This is a genomic window from Synechococcus sp. O70.2, from assembly GCF_047462135.1.
Lineage (GTDB): Bacteria > Cyanobacteriota > Cyanobacteriia > Thermostichales > Thermostichaceae > Thermostichus.
This window is the reverse complement of the sequence record NZ_JANSIS010000006.1, coordinates 175,598-198,202: the sequence shown is the minus strand read 5'-3', so window position 1 is coordinate 198,202 and position 22,605 is coordinate 175,598. Positions and strand designations below refer to the sequence as shown.

19 protein-coding genes and 1 tRNA gene are annotated in these 22,605 nt (G+C 60.0%); 8 read left to right on the top strand and 12 right to left on the bottom strand.

Going from position 1 to position 22,605, the window contains the following annotated elements; genetic code table 11:
• Positions 1 to 157: 157 nt before the first annotated feature.
• Positions 158 to 997: a DUF6671 family protein gene (locus tag NW812_RS08665; RefSeq protein ID WP_414395913.1), complete on the bottom strand. Its 840-nt coding sequence runs from the start codon at positions 995 to 997 to the stop codon at positions 158 to 160.
• 52 nt (positions 998 to 1,049) lie between these two features.
• Entirely contained in the window at positions 1,050 to 2,741 is a 1,692-nt protein-coding gene (locus NW812_RS08660; protein WP_414395911.1) for a SulP family inorganic anion transporter, read from the bottom strand.
• Positions 2,742 to 2,942: 201 nt separating this feature from the next.
• Between NW812_RS08660 and gyrA the strand changes: the two genes are divergently transcribed.
• The 4 genes from gyrA (at position 2,943) to psb28 (ending at position 7,594) form a co-directional block, all read left to right on the top strand.
• Entirely contained in the window at positions 2,943 to 5,456 is a 2,514-nt protein-coding gene (gene gyrA / locus NW812_RS08655) for a DNA gyrase subunit A (RefSeq protein ID WP_414395909.1), read from the top strand.
• A 184-nt stretch (positions 5,457 to 5,640) separates the two neighbouring features.
• Positions 5,641 to 6,036 carry a DUF760 domain-containing protein gene (locus tag NW812_RS08650; RefSeq protein ID WP_414395907.1) on the top strand — a complete coding sequence of 132 codons (396 nt, stop codon included), beginning with the start codon at positions 5,641 to 5,643 and terminating at the stop codon, positions 6,034 to 6,036.
• A 44-nt stretch (positions 6,037 to 6,080) separates the two neighbouring features.
• Complete coding sequence (locus NW812_RS08645; protein ID WP_414395905.1) at positions 6,081 to 7,253, top strand: glycerate kinase; 1,173 nt, start codon at positions 6,081 to 6,083, stop codon at positions 7,251 to 7,253.
• 26 nt (positions 7,254 to 7,279) lie between these two features.
• Entirely contained in the window at positions 7,280 to 7,594 is a 315-nt protein-coding gene (gene psb28 / locus NW812_RS08640) for a photosystem II reaction center protein Psb28 (RefSeq protein ID WP_414395904.1), read from the top strand.
• On the opposite strand, the gene gatA is transcribed toward psb28, so the two are convergent.
• The 6 genes from gatA to NW812_RS08610 all read right to left on the bottom strand — a co-directional run bounded on the left by gatA (position 7,591) and on the right by NW812_RS08610 (position 11,036).
• Complete coding sequence (gene gatA / locus NW812_RS08635; RefSeq protein ID WP_414395902.1) at positions 7,591 to 9,090, bottom strand: Asp-tRNA(Asn)/Glu-tRNA(Gln) amidotransferase subunit GatA; 1,500 nt, start codon at positions 9,088 to 9,090, stop codon at positions 7,591 to 7,593. The genes psb28 and gatA overlap by 4 nt on opposite strands.
• Positions 9,091 to 9,135: 45 nt before the next feature.
• Positions 9,136 to 9,474, bottom strand: a complete 339-nt coding sequence (locus NW812_RS08630) for a hypothetical protein (RefSeq protein ID WP_414395900.1) — start codon at positions 9,472 to 9,474, stop codon at positions 9,136 to 9,138.
• 81 nt (positions 9,475 to 9,555) lie between these two features.
• A tRNA-Ala gene (locus NW812_RS08625) sits at positions 9,556 to 9,628 on the bottom strand.
• A complete protein-coding gene (locus tag NW812_RS08620) occupies positions 9,619 to 10,257 on the bottom strand; it encodes a Uma2 family endonuclease (RefSeq protein ID WP_414395899.1) in 639 nt (212 codons plus the stop codon). The genes NW812_RS08625 and NW812_RS08620 overlap by 10 nt, the downstream gene beginning before the upstream one ends.
• A gap of 70 nt (positions 10,258 to 10,327) precedes the next feature.
• Positions 10,328 to 10,603 (bottom strand): hypothetical protein, encoded by a 276-nt coding sequence (locus NW812_RS08615; protein ID WP_414395927.1) that lies wholly within the window; start codon positions 10,601 to 10,603, stop codon positions 10,328 to 10,330.
• A 133-nt stretch (positions 10,604 to 10,736) separates the two neighbouring features.
• Positions 10,737 to 11,036 (bottom strand): ferredoxin, encoded by a 300-nt coding sequence (locus NW812_RS08610; RefSeq protein ID WP_414395897.1) that lies wholly within the window; start codon positions 11,034 to 11,036, stop codon positions 10,737 to 10,739.
• A 441-nt stretch (positions 11,037 to 11,477) separates the two neighbouring features.
• Between NW812_RS08610 and NW812_RS08605 the strand changes: the two genes are divergently transcribed.
• The gene (locus NW812_RS08605) at positions 11,478 to 13,265 is read left to right on the top strand and encodes an Ig-like domain-containing protein (protein WP_414395895.1); all 1,788 of its coding nucleotides are present in this window, start codon (positions 11,478 to 11,480) and stop codon (positions 13,263 to 13,265) included.
• 90 nt (positions 13,266 to 13,355) lie between these two features.
• Entirely contained in the window at positions 13,356 to 16,199 is a 2,844-nt protein-coding gene (locus tag NW812_RS08600; protein ID WP_414395893.1) for a tetratricopeptide repeat protein, read from the top strand.
• Here NW812_RS08600 and NW812_RS08595 read toward each other — a convergent pair.
• The 3 genes from NW812_RS08595 to NW812_RS08585 are packed head-to-tail and all read right to left on the bottom strand — an operon-like array spanning position 16,186 to position 19,735.
• Complete coding sequence (locus NW812_RS08595; protein WP_414395891.1) at positions 16,186 to 17,304, bottom strand: glycosyltransferase; 1,119 nt, start codon at positions 17,302 to 17,304, stop codon at positions 16,186 to 16,188. The two genes, NW812_RS08600 and NW812_RS08595, sit on opposite strands and share 14 nt — an antisense overlap.
• Positions 17,305 to 17,324: 20 nt before the next feature.
• Positions 17,325 to 18,194 carry an FkbM family methyltransferase gene (locus NW812_RS08590; RefSeq protein ID WP_414395889.1) on the bottom strand — a complete coding sequence of 290 codons (870 nt, stop codon included), beginning with the start codon at positions 18,192 to 18,194 and terminating at the stop codon, positions 17,325 to 17,327.
• Positions 18,195 to 18,220: 26 nt separating this feature from the next.
• Complete coding sequence (locus NW812_RS08585) at positions 18,221 to 19,735, bottom strand: FkbM family methyltransferase (RefSeq protein ID WP_414395887.1); 1,515 nt, start codon at positions 19,733 to 19,735, stop codon at positions 18,221 to 18,223.
• Positions 19,736 to 19,857: 122 nt separating this feature from the next.
• On the opposite strand from NW812_RS08585, the gene NW812_RS08580 reads away from it, so the two are divergent.
• Together NW812_RS08580 and NW812_RS08575 are read left to right on the top strand one after the other, a co-directional pair.
• Entirely contained in the window at positions 19,858 to 20,463 is a 606-nt protein-coding gene (locus tag NW812_RS08580) for a hypothetical protein (protein WP_414395885.1), read from the top strand.
• A 15-nt stretch (positions 20,464 to 20,478) separates the two neighbouring features.
• Positions 20,479 to 21,327 carry a hypothetical protein gene (locus NW812_RS08575; protein WP_414395883.1) on the top strand — a complete coding sequence of 283 codons (849 nt, stop codon included), beginning with the start codon at positions 20,479 to 20,481 and terminating at the stop codon, positions 21,325 to 21,327.
• A 2-nt stretch (positions 21,328 to 21,329) separates the two neighbouring features.
• Here the strand turns inward: NW812_RS08575 and NW812_RS08570 are convergent, their stop codons facing one another.
• Positions 21,330 to 22,598: a class I SAM-dependent methyltransferase gene (locus NW812_RS08570; RefSeq protein WP_414395881.1), complete on the bottom strand. Its 1,269-nt coding sequence runs from the start codon at positions 22,596 to 22,598 to the stop codon at positions 21,330 to 21,332.
• Between the last annotated feature and the right edge of the window lie 7 nt (positions 22,599 to 22,605).

The window sequence follows — 22,605 nt, the reverse complement described above, 5'->3', positions numbered from 1 at the left end:
AGAAAAGATGTACTCGCAAGCCTACTAGCTCAGCCCATCTCCGTCAAGGCAGGAGGTTGGTCATGCCACAAAGTGGCTGATTGTCCAGTGAATCAAGGACTAGAGGAGAGCCCTCGCCCTGGGATCCATTGAGGAAGTTGGAGGGGGCGCCGGGAAGCTAGGGGTTGCAAAAGGGGCACTGAGCCGGATCCGCCCAAGTCTCTGCCACAGGCTCGGTGTGGGTGTGGGAACAGCGGGCACAGCCATAGATCCATGCCTTGGTTACAGGGGTGGGAGCACCACACTGGCCGCAGGGCAAGCCTGCCAGGGGGCGGATGCGCCAGTAGCCGGGAGTGCCGCAGGCTGGGCAAAGGCTTTGGGCTTTGGCAATGAGGTTTTGGGTGGCTGCCGCGATGACCTGCAGGCGGGTTGGGTTGTACAGGGCCCGCATGTCGGTTTCCAGGTGCAGCCCCTGCTGCCGGGCCAGCAGCTCCTCCACCACCTGCCTCAGGGTTGCTTCGTCTTGGATCCCTTTGTGGATAACTTGGGGGTTTTCCGGCTGGTCGAGGGCGATCAGGGCATGCTCGGGGAAACCGACTTTTTGGGCAAAGTCAAGCGCTTCCGCAAAACTTTGCACCCAGCGATGGCTGAAATTGGTTTGGGTACTTTCTGCATAGCCCACCAGCTCCAAGGGATCCGCGCCGGATTCAAAAACCTTGAGCATGACCCATTCCTGGTTCCAAGGAATCCAAGGGATCTGGGGATGGGGGCCGAAGGATCCCTCGCTGGCCAAAACCAAGGGGGCAGGGTAAGCTTGGCGGGCTCTCTCGATCTTTAGACGTAGGGTGTGGAGGGGATCCCCTGGCCGGGGGCGCTCCCGCGAGAAGGTGCCGAATTGGTCGGTGTCTAGAGGTATCACCTGCACCTGGATCCCCAGATGCTCGGCCAAGAGAGGGGCAATCACCTCCTCTTTGCGATGCAGGGTTGCCAAGTAGGCAATCCGGCCCTTCCAGTCCATAGAGGTGCTGCAAAAAGCCTACAGCTTTTGTCCTCGGGCCAGTCGAGATGGCTCAAACTAGGGGGCTGGGTTTTGCCGCCAAGCCCAAGTGGGCGACGGCCTCGGCCAAAGCGGCCTCTCGGCTTTCCACAAACCGCTCCGCCGGTAGGGGCAAACGTAGGCTTTCCAAGCGCTGCCGGATGCGGCCTCTGGCGCCGACGATCCACACCTGTTTGCCGCGATCTAGGGCCTCGCGAATGGCATTTTCCAGGGAGAGGGTCGCCGAAACCCCCAGCATCGGCACATCCGATAGGTCCACCACCAAAGCTTGGCAGGAGGCTACCGCCTGATATTGGCGGGAAATGGCCTGGGAAACCCCGAAGATCATCGGGCCGCTCAAGTAAAACAACAGCACCTGGCCGCGGCCCTGGCGCAGCAATTCCTTTTCCCGCGGGTTGAGGTCTACGGCATCGTCCGCATCGGTAATGGCTTTCACCTCTTCCGACTGAAGCTCGCTCAGGCGCTGGATGGTGAGCAAGTTGGCCACGAACACCCCCACTCCCACGGCGGCGATGAGATCCACAAACACGGTCATGAACATCACCCCGTACATAATGGCTGCCCCTTTGAGGGAGAGGCGGTGGGCCCGCTTCAGGAAGCTCCAGTCGAGGATGTCCACCCCCACCTTGAAAGCAATCCCCGCCAGCACGGCCATCGGGATCCCTTGGGTCAGGGGAGCAGCAAACAGCACCACCATCAAGAGGATGAGGGCGCGGAGGATACCGGCCAAGGGGGTACGTCCCCCCGACTGGATATTTACCACCGTGCCCATGGTGGCGCCGGCCCCCGGCAAGCCCCCCAGGAAGCCAGAGACCAGGTTGGCAATTCCCTGCCCAATCAGCTCTTGGTCAGAGTCGTGGCGGGTGCGCGTGAGGTTGTCGGCAATCACCGCCGTCAAGAGGGTATCGATGCAGCCCAGCATGCCCAGCACCACCCCGTCCAACACCAGGCTGGCCAAGGCAGCAAAGGGCAGCTGCGGCCATTGCACCTGCGGCAAGCCGGTGGGGATGGGGCCAATGCGCCGCAAATCCCAATCCGCCATGAACAAGCTGGCCACCAACGTTCCCAACACCAGGGCCACCAGCTGGGGCGGCACCGCCCGCCGCCAAGGCTTGGGATAGCCAAAAAGGATTGCCAGCGTTAGCAGACCTAACCCCAGTTCCGGCACCTTGAGGTTGAGCAGGTAGGTCGGCAGGTTCCGCACGGCCCCAATGACTCCCCCCTGGCTGGCGTGGCCCAACAGCGGCGGGATCTGCAGCAAAATCATGATCCAGCCAATCCCCGACATAAAGCCAGAGATAACGCTATAGGGCATGAGGGTAATGTATTTGCCCAGCTTTAGGGATCCAAACACGATCTGAAACAGGCCCCCCAGCATGACCACCGTGAAGGCCGGCGCCAGCCCCTGCTCGGGATAGCGGGCGGTAACCTTGGCAATGACTGCTGTCATCATCACCGTCATCGGCCCGGTGGGCTCGGAGATGAGGGTGGGGGTACCGCCGAACAGGGCCGCAAAAAAGCCCACACACACCGCTCCGTACAAACCTGCCACTGGCCCCGCCCCGGAAGCCACTCCAAAGGCTAGGGCCATCGGCAAGGACACAATTGCCGTCGTCAGGCCACCGAAGAGATCCCCGCGCCAGTTTTCTAGACTTAGACGCTGACGCCAGCCCCTTAGAAGATTGCCTCCGCCAGCCTGTACCATACCTTGCCACTCTCAACGCTATAGGCAGCCTATCATTGAGGGTTACCCTAAGGCTAAGTTAGAGAATAGACTTTTATCTATGAACTTCTTCAGGGATCCCCGAGTAGCCCCGGCGGGAAGCTCCTCACAAGGCCGATGGTAGACTGAGACTAGGGCTACCTTGCCTGCGTCAAGCTAACTGGCTGGCATTCTTCCCATCCCATGAGCGACAACGAGTTGGCCGCGCGCATCATCTCCACTGACCTGCAGCGGGAGATGACGCAGTCCTACCTGGAATACGCCATGAGCGTTATTGTCGGGAGGGCTTTGCCGGACGCGCGGGATGGCCTCAAGCCGGTGCATCGTCGCATTCTCTATGCCATGTACGAGTTGGGCCTGACGGCGGATCGGCCCTTTCGCAAGTGCGCTCGGGTGGTGGGGGATGTAATTGGAAAATACCATCCCCACGGGGATCAGGCAGTTTACGAGGCCCTGGTGCGCATGGCCCAGGACTTCTCCATGCGGGAGCGCCTGGTGGATGGGCACGGCAACTTCGGCTCCATTGACAACGATCCGCCAGCGGCCATGCGCTACACCGAGTGCCGCCTCACGGCCTTTGCCCAGGAAGCCCTGCTGCAGGACCTCGACGCTAACACCGTTGACTTTGTCGACAACTACGACGGATCCCAGCAAGAGCCGCTGGTGCTGCCGGCTCGGATCCCGCAGTTGCTGCTGAACGGCTCTTCCGGTATCGCCGTGGGCATGGCCACCAACATTCCCCCCCACAACCTGGGAGAGCTGGTGGACGGCCTGATTGCCCTCATCGAAAACCCCAACCTGAGCAGCCTGGAGTTAATGCAGTGGATCCCTGGGCCAGATTTTCCCACGGGCGGGCTGATCCTGGGCCAGGAGGGCATCCGCGAAGCCTACGCCACCGGGCACGGCTCCATCACGCTGCGCGGCGTGGCCACCATCGAAACCCTCGAGCAGCCGGGCCGGCCAGCGCGAGAGGCCATTGTCATCACCGAGCTGCCCTACCAGACCAACAAGGCAGCCATGATTGAAAAAATTGCCGAGTTGGTCAATGAGAAAAAACTGGAGGGCATTGCCGACATCCGCGACGAGAGCGACCGCAGGGGCATGCGGGTAGTCATTGAGCTGAAGCGGGATGCCCAGCCCCAGGTGGTGCTCAACAACCTCTACAAACAGACCCCCCTGCAGACCAGCTTTGGGGTCAACATGCTGGCCATCCTCAACGGCAGGCCCTGCACCTTGACGTTGCGGGACGCGCTCCAGACTTTTCTGGACTTTCGGGTAGAGCTCATCGAGCGGCGCACCCGCTACGAGCTGCAGAAAGCCGAGGAGCGAGCTCACCTGCTCCAGGGGTACCTTGTGGCTTTGGGGCAGCTGGATCGGGTCATTGCTCTCATTCGGGAAGCGGCTGATACTGCCACCGCCCGCGCCGAGCTGCAGAGCCAACTGGGGCTAAGTGAAGTGCAGGCCGAAGGCATCCTCCAAATGCAACTGCGCCGGCTCACGGCCCTGGAAGCCGAGAAGATCCAGGCCGAGCACGAGGACTTGCTGCGGCAAATTGCCGATTTGCGGGACATTCTCACGCGGCGGGAACGGGTGATGCAGATTATCCGCGAGGAGCTGTTGCAGCTCAAAGCCCGCTTTGGGAGCCCGCGCCGCTCCCGCTTTTGCCTGGAGGACGGTGAGCTGGAGGTGGCCGATCTCATCGAAAACCGCGAGACGGTCATCTTCCTCACGGAACAGGGCTACATCAAGCGCATGGACCTCGAAGAGTTTCGGGTGCAAGGACGAGCTACCCGCGGCAAGGCTGGCGCCCGCATCAAAGAAGACGACGCCATTGCCCAATTTTTTGCCTGTTGCAGCCACGACACCCTTCTCTTTTTCACCAATCAGGGGGTGGCCTATACTCTGCCCGCCTACCAGATCCCCCAAGGGAGCCGCACCGCCCGTGGCAGTGCCATTGTCCAGTTGCTGCCGCTGAGCCGGGAAGAGCGGGTTACCTCGATGGTGCCCGTGGGCGAGTTTAGCGAGGACGAATACCTGGTGATGCTCACGCGTAGGGGCTACATCAAAAAGACGGCCCTCAGCGCCTTTGCCAACGTTCGCTCCAATGGCCTGATTGCCATTTCTCTTGAAGAAGGTGACGAGTTGTGCTGGGTGCGCCGTGCCCGCCCGGCTGACGACGTGGTCATGGCAACTCGCCAGGGCATGGGTATTCGCTTCCGGGCTGACGACGAGCAACTGCGTCCCCTGGGGCGGCCAGCTCGCGGTGTGCGGGCCATTACCCTCAACGCCGGCGACGCCATCGTCAGCATGGATATTCTCTCTGCCGAGGCGGTGAGGGCTGCTGAGCAAGAGGGAGAGCGGCTTGCCAATCCCTGGGTGCTGGTCATCACCAAGGAAGGTCGGGGCAAGCGCTTGGCCATTGACCATTTCCGCCAGCAAAACCGTGGCGGCAAGGGGGTGATCGCCACCAAGTTCCGCCAGGCGTCGGATGAGCTAGCGGCCCTGCGCATCGTCAATGCCGAGGACGAGATCCTCTTGGTCACTGCCAGGGGCATGGTCATGCGCCAGCTGGCTAAGGCCATTCCTGCCCAGTCGCGCGAGGCAACGGGTGTGCTGGTGCAGCGCCTGGATCCCGAGGACAGCATCGTCGGGGTAACAGTGGTGCCGGCCTCATTTGTCGGGGATCCCTCGCCCTAGAGCTCCGGCTGCTTTTAGGTACGGCATTTGCCGCCTCAAAAGGGTGGGATCCCGTACCGAGGGCGGCAAGGTGTAGGTGGTAAGCTGGGCGTAGCCCAAGTTGGGGGAGCGGCAAGAGCCTGACGGATCAGGCAGGCCATCCCGTTGGGCTTTAGTTGCTGTGTTTGGGGAGCTTGGTAACTCCATGTCCAGCCCAATCAACTTCATTCCTGGCTTTGAGGCTGTGCCAACGCCTAGCCCCAACAACCGGCTCTGGCAATACCTCCAGGCGCAGGATCCCAGCGTTTTTCAGGATATTGCCCGCAATTCTTCTCCAGAAGTGCTAGAGATCTTGGGCTATAACATCCGCAGCCTGCTGGGCAGTCTGCCGTCCGACCAATTTGGCGTTCAAATCGTTACCAACCGTGAAAGTTTGGCAAAGATGCTCTCTGGAGCGATGATGGGGGGCTATTTTCTGCGGGTGATGGAGCAGCGCCTGGCCCTGGAGCAGTCTCTGGGCAACTCACCCGCTGCCATCGACGCCTCCCAGGCCTCCAGCGCGGATCAACCTTCGCCAGCAGAAGGCGAAAGCGCTCAGTAGCCGGGGGCTAGGCTTTGTCGGCCTGCAGCCCAGTCCACCCTCTGGTGCCACCAAGGACAGTCAAGGCATCCCAGCTCAGCCGCCCGCTGCGGCGAATTTTAGTCTGCCCGGATAGCTTCAAGGGATCCCTGACGGCTAAGGCCGCCGCAGAGAGCATTTCCCGGGGCCTCCGCCAGGTCTTGCCCGAGGCAGAGGTGGAGCTGCTCCCCTTAGCCGATGGGGGAGAGGGCACGCTGGAGGTATGGCTAGCGGCGCTAGGAGGCGAGAAGAAAGGCCTATGGGTTACTGGCCCCCTAGGGGATCCCGTCTGGGCCGAGTACGGGGTGGCAGGGAAGTGGGCGCTGCTGGAAATAGCCCAGGTGGCGGGCCTGACCTTGCTACCCCCCGAGCGGCGGGATCCTACCCGCACCACCACCTACGGCTTGGGGGAGTTGGTGCGGGTTGCCTGTCGGGAGCCCGTTGCCGAGATCTGGATAGGGCTGGGGGGATCTGCCACCGTGGATGCAGGAGCAGGCATGGCCCAGGCCTTGGGCTATCGCCTCTTGGATGAAGCGGGGGATTCCCTGGCCTGGGGCGGGGGAGAGTTGGCCCGGCTGGCACGCATCGAGCCACCTGAGCAGCCGGTCTGGCAGGGCAAGCGCATCCGCGGCCTCTGCGACGTGCAAAATCCCCTCACCGGCCCGCTGGGGGCAGCCGCCGTCTTTGCCCCCCAGAAGGGAGCCACCCCCCGGCAGGTGCAGCAATTGGAGCAAGCGCTGCAGCGCTGGGCTGAAGTGGTCAAGCGCGACCTGGGTCGAGCGGTGGAGGGGATCCCTGGTGCTGGCGCTGCCGGTGGGTTAGGAGCAGGGCTGGTGGCCTTTTTGGGGGCCACCCTGGAGTCCGGGATCCAGCTTTTGGCTCAGCAGTTGAACCTGGCGGATCGCATCCGCCGCTCTGATCTCGTGGTCACCGGCGAGGGCCGCTTTGACGAACAGAGCACCATGGGCAAAGTGGTAGGGGTGGTGCTGCAGCAGGCTAGGGCAGCCCAGAAGCCTCTCTTGATTCTCTGTGGCCAGGCCTCCCCCGCCGCCCGCACCGACTTGGCAGTCGAGTCCCACCCCATCCGGGTAGGCGCTCTCTGTGACTGGATCCCGGATGTGGCCGCAGCCCAGCGCCAGGCCAGCCATTACCTAGAGCAGCTGGCTGCTCAAGAGTTGCGGGCCTTTTGCCAGCTATAATGCTTGAATCGTAACTCTAGGAAGCCATGGCCAGAATTGAGTTTTCTCCCGGCATCGAGGAAGTACCCACCCAGGTACGGCTGCTGAAATCCAAGACTGGCAGCCGGGGATCTGCCATTTTTCGCTTCGAGGAGTTGAAGACAGATACGCAAAACATCCTCGGCATGCGGATGATTGACGAAGAGGGGGAGCTAACTACCCGCAACATCACGGCCAAGTTCCTCAACGGGGAATTCAAAGCCCTGGAGGTAGTCTACGACATGGAAACCGAAGCCGAGTGGGAGCGCTTCCTGCGCTTTATGGAGCGCTTCTCGGCAACTCACCAGATGGGCAGGGCCTAGATTCTGCTGGGCTGGTGTTGGGCCTTGGATCCCCTCGCCTCTTCAACCGAGGGCTGCGGTAGCGGGGGGCGGCGCTTGTGCCAGTCAGTGCTCTGCTCGTAGGCATAGGCCACCCGCAGCACCTTGCTCTCTTGCAAGACGTTGCCGATGATCTGCAGGCCAATGGGCAGGCCGTTGGCAAAGCCACAGGGCAAGCTCAGCGCTGGCAAGCCTGCCAAATTGACGGGGATTGTCATTAGGTCGCACAGGTACATGCTCAAAGGATCCTCCCGCTCCCCCGCTTTGAAGGCTGGCGTGGGGGTGGTGGGGCTGACCAATACGTCCACCTTCTCAAAAGCCCTGAGGAAATCCTGCTTGATTAGGGTGCGCACCTTTTGAGCTTTTAGGTAATAGGCGTCGTAGTAGCCGGCTGAGAGGGCATAGGTGCCAAGCATAATGCGCCGCTTCACCTCTGGCCCAAAGCCGCGGGCGCGCGTCTTGCCATACATAGCCAAGAGGGAGTCGGCAGGCTCCCGCAGGCCGTACTTGACCCCGTCGTAGCGGGCCAGATTGGAAGAAGCTTCCGAAGGGGCAATGATGTAATAGGTAGCCAGGCCATAGCGAAAGCTAGGACAGTCGATCTCCAAGATCTCTGCCCCCAGCTCCTCTAGGTGTTGGATGGCCGCTTGCACGGCAGCGCGGGTCTCTTCCCCACACCCTTCTCCCAGCAGGTCGCGGATGACTCCAATCTTGAAGCCTTTGATCTCGGGGATCAGGGCCTGGCTATAGTCCGGGATCTCCACCCTAAGGCTAGTGGAGTCCAGGGGGTCATGGCCGGCAATCCCCTGCAGCAGCAGGGCCACATCCTCCACCGTGCGCCCAAAGGGCCCCACCTGATCCAAAGACGAGGCAAAGGCCACTAGCCCATAGCGGGAGACTAGCCCATAGGTAGGCTTAAGGCCGACCACGCCACAAAAAGCTGCCGGCTGGCGGATCGATCCCCCCGTATCGGATCCCAAGGCCACCACCGCTTGGCCTGCCGCCACCGCTGCTGCCGACCCCCCCGAGGATCCCCCCGGCACCCGCGTCAGATCCCAGGGGTTGGCCGTGCGCTGAAAGGCCGAGTTTTCCGTGGAGCTGCCCATGGCAAACTCGTCCAGATTGGTCTTGCCCACCATCACCATGCCGGCTGCTGCCAGCCGCGCCGTCACCGTCGACTCGTAGGGTGGAATGAACCCCTCCAGGATCCTGGAAGCGCAGGTGGTGGGGATCCCTTGGGTACAGAGGTTGTCCTTGACAGCCAAGGGGATCCCGGCCAAAGGGCCGATCTCCTCCCCGGCGCGGATGCGGGCGTCCACGGCTCTAGCTTGTTGCAGGGCCAGCTCCTCCGTGACGGTAATGAAGCTCTTAAGCTGCGGCTCCAGTTGGTGCAGGCGATCTAGGTATTCGCGGGCAATCTCCTCGGCAGAGCGCTCTTTGGCTACCAACTGGCGGTGGAGGGTGCGGATGACAGACATAGACCAACTTGCAAGGAAGGGCAAATGCCAATTGGAGGGCTTGGGCTACCGCCGTTCCAAAAAGTCGCGGCGCAGATCCCGGATCTCTTGCCGCATCTCTCTCATCTCTTTCGCCATCTCGTCAGTGCGGCGCTCTAGCGCTTCCGTGCGGCGTTCCAGAGCTTCCGTGCGGCGCTCAATAGCCCGGGTGCGCTCGTCAAAGCGATCCAGGGCCTCGCGGAAAAACTGCGCCAGCATCGCCTGCCCCTCGCGCAGCTCTTGAATGAGAAGCTGCTGGTTTTGTTGGACGAGGCGCATCTCTTGCTGAGCAGCTTTCAGCTCTTGCTGGGAAGCTTGCAGTTCCTGGATGGCGCGAATCAACCACTGCTCTTGCTCAGGTGTCATCGCTAGCGGCGCTACAGAACAAAAAACCCTAGCACCCCAAACCCCCCCTCTTTTTGGGAGAGAGACTGGGAGAAAGGGAAATGGAGAGTAGGGAACTCGAATCCCTGACCTCTGCGGTGCGATCGCAGCGCTCTACCAACTGAGCTAACTCCCCGTGCTCTTACTAGGATAACCTGAATCGGCAGCCAAGATCTCCCCCGCCTGCAACTCTAGCTCTACAAAAACCTTTGAGGGCACCCGCTCGGATCCCTTTAGCTCCAGCAGGTCGTACCAGCCTTCATAGAGCAGCAGCAGGCTTACTTTCTCTTCCAAAGGGTCCACAATCCAGTACTCACCAATCCCCAAGACGCAGTACTCCGCCCGCTTGGCCCGGTAGTCTGCTGCCCGGCTGGACTCGCTCACCACCTCCACCACCAATAGCGGCGGCGGGTCTTCTAGACGAATCAACGCCTCTCGGGATCCCATCTCCTGCCACTGCTGCAAAGGCAGCACCACCACATCCGGGATCCGCACCGTATCCCAGCGGTTGCCCCGCGGCGACTGGATCCCTAGGCCGCCCTGGATTGTTGTCCAGGGCAACTGCTGCCGCGCAATCTCTGCCTCGAAAACCTGGCTGAGAAACTTTTGAATCTGCACATGCCGTCCGGTTGGAAGGGCCATAGGAACCAACTCCCCCGCCACCAGCTCATAGCGGGTGTCGCTGCCATCTGAATAAGCAAGGTATTCCGCCAAGCTCAGGCGAGCTGTTGGGGGTGCGGAAACGGATCCCATGGCCAGAGCCATAACTTCTCTGTTGTCATCCTAGACTTCCAAAATAAAACCCCTTAGGAAGAGGGGCTAGAGGTCGCTTGGGCTAGCGCCGTTCCAGAAAGTCGCGGCGCAGATCCCGGATCTCTTGCCGCATCTCTCTCATCTCTTTCGCCATCTCGTCAGTACGGCGCTCCAACGCTTCCGTGCGGCGTTCAATGGCGCGAGTGCGTTCGTCAAACCGCTCGAGGGCCTCCCGGAAGAACTGCGCCAGCATCGCCTGACCTTCCCGCAGCTCTTGAATCAAAACCTGCTGGTTTTGCTGGGCAGCTTGCAACTCTTGGACGGCACGGATTAGCCACTGCTCCTGCTCAGGTGTCATGGCTAGCAGGTGTTGCGGTGCTACAGAAATCATACCGCCCTAAACCTCTCGCTCTGGGAGAGGGGCTGCTCAAAGCAAAACCCCCCTTCCTTAGGAAGAGGGGCCAAGGGTAGGGACGGAAACTCAAGCTCGATCAGTAAAGGGCTTCTTCTTGGTGGGTGATGATGGTGCAGTCAGAAGTAGGGTAAGCTACGCAGGTCAGCACATAGCCCTGGGCGATCTGGTCGTCATCCAGGAAGGATTGATCGCTTTGATCCACGGTGCCGCTCACCAGCTTGCCAGCACAGGTCGAGCAGGCTCCGGCGCGGCAGGAGTAGGGCAGGTCGATCCCTTGTTCCTCCGCCACGTCCAGAATGTACTCGTCGTCCGGCACATCGATGGTGACGTCCAGGCCCCGCTCTTCGTTGATCAACCGAACTTTGTAGACAGCCATCCTGCTTGGGTCTCCAGAAAAAACGTCCACTCCTCATCCTGCCACCCTTCTGCCCCGGGTCAAGCACCATTTTTTGGAGAAGTAGGCAAATCTTCCGGTTTCTTAGGGTCGGAGCGGAGAAACCTTTCCGGCCACGTCACACCTCACCTGCCCTGCTGCCTTGGCCAAGCCTCAACCCCGCCCATTCGAGCAAGCTGATGTTCGTTGTCTGTGACCCAGATCACTCCCTATTGGCCCGGAAAAAGTCGACAACTCTTGCCAAAGCTGCTGCATCTGCCTGTATGATCAGCACAGTGGTACAGACTAGCCACCAAACAGGCGTGTCTGCGTCTCCCCCCGATTGGTTATTTCCAGGAGGCTTAGATTGCCCTAAGCGGGCCAATCGGGTAAGTTAAGGAAAGTGTCTAGCCGAACCCTGCTTTTTTGGTTAAGAGGAGCAACATGAACGGAACAATGCACAAGTGGCTCTTGAAGTCACTGGGGTCTCTGTCTCTCGCTTCCACGGTGGTGATGCTGCCCCTGTTGCTCACCGGTTGCGGTGAAGAAAGCAGCACCGGCACTGTCGCACCCACACCGACTCCTACCCCCACGCCGACTCCTACCCCCACGCCGACTCCCACTCCCACACCCGTAGGCCGCGTCATCAGCATCAGCCCTGCAGATGGGGCGACCAACGTTGCTATTAATACTCGCATTGTCATTCGCTTCAGCGAGCCGGTGCGGGAGGCTCCTTTGGCCCAGGCTCTTAGCATTACTTCCGTAGCGCCGCAAGAGGGGAGGGTGCCGCCGCGAGACATCGCCTTTAACGCCGACCGCACCGAAGTTACCATCACCTTCCGCGAGCCACTGAGCAATGACTCGGTGTATCGGGTTACCATTTCGCGGGCGGTGCCAGATCTGTTTGCCTCAGGGCGCAGTTTGCCGGAAGATTTTGTAGCCACCTTCACCACTGGCAATTTGGCTGTTTCGGGCGAGCCGATTAGCCTGCTGCCGACGCAACTGGCAGCAATTACGCCTGGCGGGCAGGTATTCTCCAACCCAGTTGCGGTGCCAGTGGGCTTTGGCATTCGTCGCGCTAGCCCAGCCGAGAACATCCCAGTGGGGGTTTACACTGACTACCGCGCTGTGCTTTCCTTTCCAATCCCAACCAGCATCCCAGCCAACGCGGTGGTGCAGGAGGCGCAGTTGACGCTGGTGCAGTTGCCCTCCAACGACTCGGCCACCATTCCTGGTTTTGGCGACCGGGGACGGGGCTTCTTCTTCCTGGATCCGACGCCCCACAACCTGCCGGCCAACAACGTGGTGTTCCAGGAAGTGACCTTGGGTGCGCCCAACAACGTGGTTTCCAGCGACTTCTTTGCGCCGGCTTCCAGCCCCACCTTTGTGGCTCTGAGCATCAACGGCAACGTGCTGGGGGGCGATACGTCGGCGGGGCCGCGTACAGCAGATGTGCGACCTGGGGTGCAGCGGGCGGTGTCAGGCTCCCGCTTCTACCAGGTGCGGCTGCAGTGCGCCAGGGAGGTGTGGAACAACCAGGCTACCGCTGCGTTCCCCACTCTCTCCATCTCCGTCTCCACCTCGGTCAGTGGCACGGCCAGTGGAGCTCCTCAGTTTAACGCAGTGGCTCCCGTTGTGTTTCGGTTTACAGGAACCGCCACCGTCGGTGGCTTCCAAGCTGACTCTACCAACCCAGCCACTGCTACGATTACGCTGCTGGCCACCAGCCCCATCACGGTGAGCTTCAGTGCGGCGGGCAGCACCTTCTCGGCCTTCTTGCCCACCACTGCCACGACGATCAGCCAAAACGTTGCCCGGCTGGCTGACCTGGGTATCAACGCACCCATTACATTCACAGCCGCAGTAGGTACTGTTTTCACTACTATTACCAGTACCTTTACCGACAACGCAGGCAACACTGTCACCATTACCCTCCTTACCACCACCACTGACCTCACTGCCACCGCCACTTCCCAGGCAGGCCCTGTCAACCTGACCCTGGTTATCCCCAACCAGACCTTCTCCTACACGGCCAGCGTCTCGGCCAGCTTCAGCACCAGCGCCAGCGTGGCGGGGACGCCAGCTAATGCGGCTGGTTTTGAGATTAGCCAGGGGGCTACGGGCACCTGCCGGGCCGAGTTCGACCGGGAGCCGGCTACAGGCACGGGTGCTGGCCCTATCACCACCGCTCGCGGGCCGCGGCTGGATATCCGCTTCACCATCCCGCGCTAGTGGCTGCCTAGCTGCTTGAAGCACTGCGGGCCTGAGCAATCAGGCCCGTTTTTTTCTCATGGGATCCAGGTAGGTATAGAATCAGGAGCTATGGAGTCTAGGGATCCAGGCCAAGTGACACTCGACACCTTTGTGGCCATCTTGGAAGCGGCCATCCGCCAGCACGAAGCCGGGGATCTGCAGCAGGCGGAAGGGGCCTACCGTCAGGTGCTGGCTCTGCAGCCCGAACAGCCCGATGCCCTCTATTTTCTGGGCATCCTCTGCTACCAGACGGGCCGCCTAGAGGAGGCTGCAGCTCATCTAGCCAAAGCTGCGCAGCTTCGGCCGGATCAGGCCGCTTTTCAGAGCAACTTGGGGGCAGTGTACCAGGCCCTGGGCAAGCTGGAAGCGGCCATTGGCTGCTATAGGCAAGCAGTGGCCCTCCAGCCGGATCACCTGCAAGCCTTCTACAACCTAGGCCTCTGCCACTTTCAACTGGGCCAGTACGACCAGGCTGAGCTGTATTACCGGCGGGCCCTGGCCCTGCAGCCCCAAGATCCTCAGATTTTGACAGATTTGGCCCACATTGAGCGGCAAAAAGGGCGGCTGGCAACGGCCATCGACCATCTAGAGCAGGCGCTGGCGCTAGAGTTTACCCCAGAGCGGGCGCAAGAACTGGCAGAGCTCTGCCGCGAGGCGGGGCAGTTGGAGCGTTCTGTTGAGCTCTATCGCCAGCTCCTGGAGCAGGATCCGCAGCGGCCAGAGCTACACAACGGCCTGGGCCTGACTCTAGCAGAGCAGGGGAAGTGGGAGGAAGCGATTGCCGCCTTCCGGCGGGCGCTGGAGCTGGATCCACAGCGGGTGGAAGCGCACATCAACCTGGGCACTGCTCTATTGGAGCAGGATCAGCCGGAGGCGGCCATCGAGGCCTATCGGGCAGCCCTGGCTCTGCAGCCGGATCGCCCGCGGGTTTACTTCAACCTGGCCACGGCTTTTCGCAAGCTACAGCAGCCGGAACGCGCTTTGGACTACTACCATGTGGCCATTGGCCTGCAGCCAGACTACGCCGAGGCCCATCGCGGCTTGGCCAACCTTCTGTCAGATCGCAAGCTGCGCAAGGTGTTCTCCAATGGACTGCTAGACAGCATGGCCCACCTCAGCCGCGCTTTGGGCGTGCGGCCCGACTTTGCCCAAGCCTACTTTGAGGCCGGCTGCCTGCTGCTGGATCAACTAAGGTTTAAGGAGGCCATCCCCCTGCTGGAGAAGGCGCTGGAGTACAAGCCCGATTTTGCCCTGGCCTACAACAACCTGGGCCTGGCCTACCGCCACCTCAACGAGCCGGAAAAAGAGGAGATCCAGTATCGCCAGGCGCTGGTGCACGACCCGCAACTGGCGGAAGCCTACTGTAACCTGGGGCTGCTGCTGCAGAGCCAACACCGCAACGCCGAGGCTCTGCCAGTGCTGCAGGAGGCGGTTCGCCTCAAGCCGGACTTTGTGGAAGGGCACCGGGCGCTGGGATCCGCCTACAAGGAGTTAAACCGCCTCAGCGAAGCCCTGGAAGCCCTCGAGCAAGCCCTGGCGCTCAAGCCGGACGACCCTTCCACCTACGCCGTGCTGGCAGGGGTTTACCTACAGCAGTGCCGCCACAAAGAGGCCATCCAAGCCTACCGCAAGTCGGCCAAGCTGGCGCCGGGGGTGATCGCCTTCCACGGCAACATCCTCATGGGCTTGCACTACGCTCCCGACTTCGACCCTGAAGAGACGCTGCGAGAGCACAAAAAGTGGGGGGATGCCACTCAGGCTGCAGTGGCCCATCTGCGGCGGCCCTACCACCGGGATCGCGACCTAAAGCGGCCTCTGCGCATTGGCTACATCTCCGGCGACTTCAAGCTGCACTCGGTAAGCATGTTCTTTGAACATGTCTATAACCACCACGACCACGAGCGCTTCCAGATCTACTGCTATTCCAACACACCGCACTCAGACATGGTGACCGAGCGGATGAAAGAGAAGGCCGATGGCTGGCGGGATATCTACAAGATCCGCTCCGACGTGGAAGTGGCCGAGCTCATCCACGAGGACAAGATCGACATTTTGGTGGATCTGGCTGGCCACACCGCCTACAACCGCCTGGGGGTGCTGGCGCTCAAACCTGCCCCCATCCAGGTTACCTATCTAGGCTACCCCAACACCACTGGTTTAACCTTGGTGGACTACCGCATCACCGACGCCTATGCCGATCCGCCGGGCATGACGGAGAAATACCACACGGAAAAGCTGATGCGGCTGCCCAAGAGCTTTCTTTGCTACAACCCTGTGGATATTTTCCCGCCGGTTTCCGAGCTGCCGGCCCTCTCGGCGGGCTACATTACCTTTGGCTGCTGCAACAACCCCACCAAAATTACCCCCAACGTGGTGGCCGTGTGGGCAGAGATCCTCAAGCGGCTCCCTAACGCCCGTATCTTGCTCAAGAACATGCGCTACACCGACAGCAGCGTGCGCGAGATCTTCTGGGGGCACTTTGAGGAGCACGGGGTGGATCGGCAGCGAGTGCATCTGGTGGGGGATCGCCAGAGCATTCCAGAGCACCTCCAGATCTACAACGAGATCGACATTGGCCTGGATCCGTTCCCCTACAACGGCACCACCACCACCTGTGAAACTCTCTGGGGCGGTGCGCCGGTGGTTGTCCTGGCGGGGAATGCCCACGTCTGCCGCGTGGGGGTCTCCATTCTCACCAATGTGGGGCTGCCGGAGCTAGTGGCCCAAACCCCGGAAGAGTATGTGGAGATCGCCGTCAACCTGGCCAATGACCTGGAGCGGCTGCGGCATCTGCGCCACAACCTGCGAGATATGATGGAGAAATCGCCCCTGCGGGATCCCCAAGGCCACGCCCGCGCCCTGGAGCAGGCCTACCGGCAGATGTGGAAAAACCTGGTCGCTAGCGGGCAGTAGCTTTTTCTGCGGATTCTTTGCGAGGGGGAGCAACCCGGTCGAAGATCTCCCAGATTTTGGCGGCAACGGTTGACCAGCTCAGCTCCTTGGCTTGCTCTAGCCCTTTGGCAATGAGGGGAGAGCGCACGGGATAGCTCTGGATGCGCTCTAAAGCGTTGGCCAACTCCTGAAGGGATCCTTGGCAGAGCAAGGTCGCTGCCTCCTCTTTCTGGGCAACACTCCCTTGCCCCTCTCGGTAATGCACCACTGGGCAGCCACAAGCCATGGCTTCCAAAGGACTGCTGGGGCGGAAGGTGGCGTGGAAAATCAAAGCCAGGGCGGAAGAGTAGGCGCAGGCCAGCTCAGGATTGCTGAGGCTGAGGTAACGAATGCCTTCCCGCTGCGGCAGTTGCGCCCTAATAGGATCCACCTGAAGAGGAGTAGGAAAGGCGAAGACTAGCTCGGTGCGGGAGAGCTTTTGGCCTTGCAGGATCTCCCACGCCTGGCTAACGGCTTGAATGCCACGGTAATCAGCCAGCTGTTCGGGCAAAACGGCCAAGAAGAAGGGGCGAGTCAACTGAAACTTGCGGCGAAACTCGGCCATGGCATCGGGAGCAGCCGGCTTGGCCCAGCCCTCAATAGCAGGGTAGACCAGCGAAATCTGATCTGGAGGAATGCCGGGGTAGTAGGTTCTAAGGCCAGCTAGAACCTCATCGGAAAAGACAATGTAGTGGGAAGCAGCTAGGATGGCATTTTTTTTCTCCAGATACTCTGAAGAAAACTGGCTGCCGGCTTCTGCCTCCAGATCGTAAACAAAGGCAATGGAAGGGGTGGAAAGGGGAGTAGTGTAGCCAGTGGAAAGAAACAGGCGTGCCTCGAGTTGGTCGCAGACACTCTGCAAGCCAGTGCGATCTTCTGCGGCTTCCTCGAAACTAAAGCGAGGGATCTCCGAAAAAAAAGTTCCCGGCGGCAGCCAAGTCCGGCCACGGGTGAGCACCACAAACTGCGTCGCCTTCTTTGCCTTCACCCACTCTTCAATGAGGCTTAGCCAGAGATAGGACTGATCTAAAGCTGGCGAGCGGAAGAACCCTCCCGACTGCCATATCACCCCATCGATAACGATCATCCTTCCCCCTCTTAATCTGGTTAAGAGACGTTGAGAGCGGCGAACATCTTGGCCAGGTAGAAGTCTTTGTAGCGCGTCTTAGCTATTTGATCGTGAACGCCTAGAATGAAAGCCACTAGGTCATAGGAGAGGTAAACCTTGTGCAAGACTACTGCCATGGCCAGCCGCTGACGAGCAGAGAGGTGATCTAAGTGCATGAAGTTTTTCACGTAGACATAATCGCACCAGAGGACTTGCGTGTAGGGCCGATAGGTCCTGGCCGAGAAGGGCTTAAGGCAAGCGCCAAAGTTACTCGTCATGCCGTGGAGCAAGAAACCCTGCTCCCTAATGGCAATATCCACGTCACTAAAAAGGGGCTGATTCTTGTAGAGGGGAATGTACTCCACCTCGGTTTGGATGACAGTTACATGCTGTAGGGTTTTGCTGGCACCGCGGATAACATCCGGCTCCGCCCCTTGAACGTCGATCTTGAGAAAGTCCACTTCGCCCAGCTCGGGGATGTCATCCAAGCGGGTAGTCTGGACTTCCTCAACTCGGTTTACCTTGCAAACTTCCGACAGGTTCTCAAAATGCTGCGCCAGATCCTGGTCGGGCTCGTAAAGAGAGGAAGTGTAGCCGACGTTGGTGAAATAGAACTTGCGCCGGGATCCATCCCCAATGAAGTAGGGAAAGTACTGCCGTCTGACCTGGTCGGCGCGGGGAGCCTCAGCCAGAGCCCTAGCATTCAGCTTTTCGCATTCTTCTTTTTGGGGCTCAAATCCTATCACTTGAGCATGCCCTTGCTGAACCAGCTTGTCGAAGTTATCGCCGCCCAGGAGCATTGCCCCTACGTCCACAATCCTAATCAGGGGCATGTCATCGCCGAGGATCTCACTAATCGGGAAAGGCATCTTTTTACTCCAAAGAATGAAAACGGCTAGATTAGACCGGCTTCGCTCACCCAAGAAAACCGACGGGGGTGCACAGCAACCAGGTTGAGCGCAGTTGGCATTTGCACAGAAGCCTGAACAGTGCTCAGATCTTGGATTACTGGGTTATAGACATAAATAAGATAACCCCACTCAGCAAGCAGCTTTGCCGATTCCAAACCGGAAAACTGGCCGGTATTTTGATTATCAAACAAGATCACCGGAGCGCAAGTCTCAATGAGCTTTCTACCGCCCTTCAAAACAGGAACCTCCGCCCCTTGCGCATCGATTTTGACGAGATCAATGTTGGGGCTGCCCTCTGAAATCCATAGCTCATCTAGGGTAACCTGCTGCACCGGACGGGTTTCTTCCACAACCGACATGGGATCCGTGACGATGCGGTTGAAAACGCTGGCCCCTTCGCAAACTAGATAAACCTCGCGAGACTCTTCGCCTACGGCTGCTTCGACAACCTGCACAGTTTGATCGAGCTTGTTCTGGACAACAGTTGCCTGCAAGCACTGCACACATCCCGGCGTAGGTTCAATGGCATAGACTTTCCCAGTTTTGCCCACACAGCGGGCAAAGAGAAAGGTGTAAACCCCAACGTTGGCCCCAACGTCAATGGCGTTCATGCCCGGCTTGAGGATTTGCCGACACAGCTCGATTTCACTTTCAAACCAGCGATCTTGAGCCAGGAGGACGAAGGTCACAATGCTTTTAAGATCTGGCTCTAGCCTTAGCTTGTACCCCTCATACTGAGTCCAAATTTCCATACTGGCCACCGCCTCCGAGGCTGGATCTCCGTTAGGAGGCGTTTCTAACTCTTGCTCTGCTGAATCCGACTCCGCCTTGGAGGGATCCTGCCGCGGAATGTAGCGATCTAGAGCCAGTTGCAGCACTTGCATGGCCCGATCTTTTTGGCCAGGGAAGTGATCCGCTATTTTCTGCAGCAAAAAAGGCCCTTCCGGCTGCGCTTGGGCCGCCGCATTCATGGCAACCACCATTTGCGCCTCTAGATCCTCTGGGTCGATGGCCGCAGCCAGCCGCCAATAGGGCAATGGCTCCGGTCGGTAAACGACTCCGCTGTGGTGGGCTAGCCAACGGGCTAGAGTGTGGAGGTAGCGCTCGCGGGGGCCAAGGCGGGAAGCAGAAGCGGCCTTAGAAGAGCGGCGGGCCTTTTTGCTAGCAGAAGCCAGACGAGGGGGATCCCAAGCCAGCCTGGGCTGGGATCCAGTTAGGCCCAAGCTGGGATCTTCTAGGTAACGCTGGGTCAACAGCCGGGAGAGCAGCTCTTTTCCCTCTTGGAGGGCCGTGTAGTAGCTTCCCAAGGCCAAAAGGGCATGGAGGCGATTAAACTGACAGGGGAGATGATTGGGATCGAGATCCAAACCCTGCCGCCAAGCTGCCAAAGCCAGGGCCCAAGCCGCACGTCGCTCCCGCGAGGTTTTGGCTTGCTGGGCCTTCAGGCAATGAGAGATGCCCAGCTCGTTACATTCATCGGCAGTGGTGGGGATCCCCATGGCTTGGCTGACTAAGCTGCTGGACTATCCTATCACTTTGCCGGAACTCATCCTTCTCTGAAGCAGCAAAAGAGAGGTAGTCTATCTAGGGAAGCAGTGCTGCTTGTTGTTGAGGAGTGTTCATGGTACGCCGTTTCCCCGTCTGGATTGCTGCTGCCGCCCTGGCAGGAGGGATCGCCTGTACGCAGGCAGCTCCTGTGCAGACTCCTGACCAGGTGGTGAGCACTTTCATCGCTGCTGCCGAGAAGGGGGACTGGGGCACGGCAGACAGCTACCTGACGGAGCGCTTCAGCAATGCCCTCCGGCCGGGATCCCTGCCTTCAGCTTGGGGCATGGCGGGGAAAAACGTGCAGGTGCGCAACCAAGAGGTGAGCGGGAAGACGGCCTATGTCTGGGTGGAGGGCACCGACTCGCTGGAGGATGCAGCCCAGCGCCTGGGGCTGGATCCCTTGACGTTGCGCAAGTATTTGACCCAGCCGGATCTGGCGGATCCCACCTATCAGCAGTTGGCCCCGCAACTGGTGGGCCTACGCCTGGAAGGAGACACAGTGATCTCCCGCGTCAAGATCACCCTCTACCAGCAAGACCGCGGCTGGCGAATTGAAGTGTGGCAGCCAGACAAGCCCCCTGCAGAGGGATCCCAGCCGGAAAAGGTAGAAGAGTCGGCGGATCCCAAGCCCTCTCCCTCTCCGACAGAGGCTGGGCAACCTGCCAAAAATCAGCAGTGAAGTGGCGAGGGAAAGGTGCTGAAAAAACCCTGGTTCTTGCTGGCCCTGCTCTTGCTAAGTGGCTGCGGGCAACCCCAAACCGCCAAAGAGACGCTGCAGGTGTTTGTGCAGGCGGCCAACAAGCGGGACTTTGCCACAGCAGAATCCCTGCTGACGCCGCGGCTGTTGAGAGGGATCCCGCCAGGGGCTTTGGATCAATCCTGGCCATCCGCCGAGGAGTTTAATCTCACTTCTATCGAAGAGGTGGGCAATACGGCCATTTTCCGGGTGGAGGCAATCCTGAAGCCAGAAGCGGTGGTGCCGACTTTGCGTTTCCAGTTCACTGCCGAGGAGCTGCAACGATTTTTAACAGAGCCGGATCGGGAGGATCCCCGGTTTCGTCCTTTTCGCTCTCAGTTGGGCTTCTACGAGCCTTTGCCGGAGGGTCGGCTGCGCGCAGTTATGGAGGTTACCCTCTATCGCCAGGCTCAAGGGTGGCGGGTAGAGCTAGCCCGTCTGCAGCCTCTAAATACGAAAGTTCTCTATGAGCCGATCAAGCTGGCGGAAGAAGTGCAGTTTTTCCAACTGACCGGAACGGTGCGGCTGATAAATCGCAACGAGGGCTGGATTGGGGTCAACTTGGAAAAAGTCAGCCCCAGCTTGGAGCGCTACGCGGGCACGTGGGTCTCGGTGGTTCCTGCTGAGGAGGTGCAAGTGACTCGCCTTGGCCGCTCTGCCAGCTGGCTGGAGCTGCGCCCAGGGGATGAGGTGGAGATGGAGGGCAAGGTGCGCTTTGCTGTCAATGCCGACGCCAAAGGACGGATCCCAGCGGCCATCCGGGCTGAGCGCATCCGGGTGGTGCAGGCCGCCAGCTCTTCTCCCTGAACCTAGCGCAAAGGCGAGTGCAACAACACCACCAGCCGCTCTTCCAGGAACTTGAGGTTGGCCACCACTTGGTTAAAGGCCTCCTCGGGAGTCCAGTCCATGAGATCTAGGGCCTTGGCCGCCAGGGCCTGTACAGGAACAGGCTCTTCTCCAAAAACATCGATCAACCAGCGCACCGAGAAGGGATCGATGACAATGTTGCCTTCAGACCCCGGCCAGCCGTTGATGTTGACCGGGCCATTGTCGCGGATAGCATTCTCGAAGGCAACTCTGGCATTGAGCCGCAGCAACAGGGGGTGGGCTTGCACAGATCCCTCCCGCCATTCTTCTGGCGTAAAGGGAGGTGCTGGACTGGGGCGTGGGTGGCCGCACCAAAAATCAATCAGCCGGGTTAGGTTGGGAAAGATCAGCTCGATAAAGTGCAGCAGCTCCTCTTGGCTGAGCTTTTTAAGGTGGCGTAGGGTATAGGGAACCGGCTTGGTGAGGACTCGCTCCAGCTTCCACTGCTGCCAGTTGACCATGCTGATGAACTCCAGCCCGGCCTGGCGCAGCATCTCAAACACCTGGGGCACCGTAAAGCCTTTGTCGCTGCGCAGCAGGAAGTTGGCCAGGATCCCGTTGGTGGTTTTGATGGCGTCCCCCTTCCAGTGGCTTTTGACGAAGCTGCCCTCGTGAAGGGCATCCATCAGCTCCCTGAGGATGGGGACAGCCTTGGCAGCGGGCTCGTCCATCACCCCCAGCAGCTCCATGGCATTTTGCATGTTGAAAATAAACTGCCGCTGATAGAGGCTGTGGACATTGGTGCGGATAATCCCCTCTGGCTTTAGCACCTGGCGCATGCCTTTGAGCCCGGCCACCGGATCCTCTAGCAGGTAGAGGACGTCGTTGCAGGCGATGAAGTCGAACTGTTGCCCCAGCGCCCTCATATCGGTGATATCCATCACCTCGAAGCGCACATCCGGGATCTGGTGAAACTCAAGGCGCTGCCGGGCTATCTCCAGCGACTTTGGCGAGATATCCACCCCGACAAAGGTAGCACCTGGATTGGCCGTGGCTAGAACCAGCGTTTCCCAGCCGGAGCCGCAGCCGGCGTTGAGCATCACTTTGCCCTCGGGCTTGACCACCTTGCGATCTCGCACGTAGTAGGCGGTGGTGTAGCTGTTGGCAAACAGGGCAAAGGTATCCGTAACCGTCTGCTCAATCGGGACATTCGGGTAGGGAAATTCGTCAAACTGCGCCTGAACCAAGCGGGACGTCGATTGCTCCGGCATAGGGATC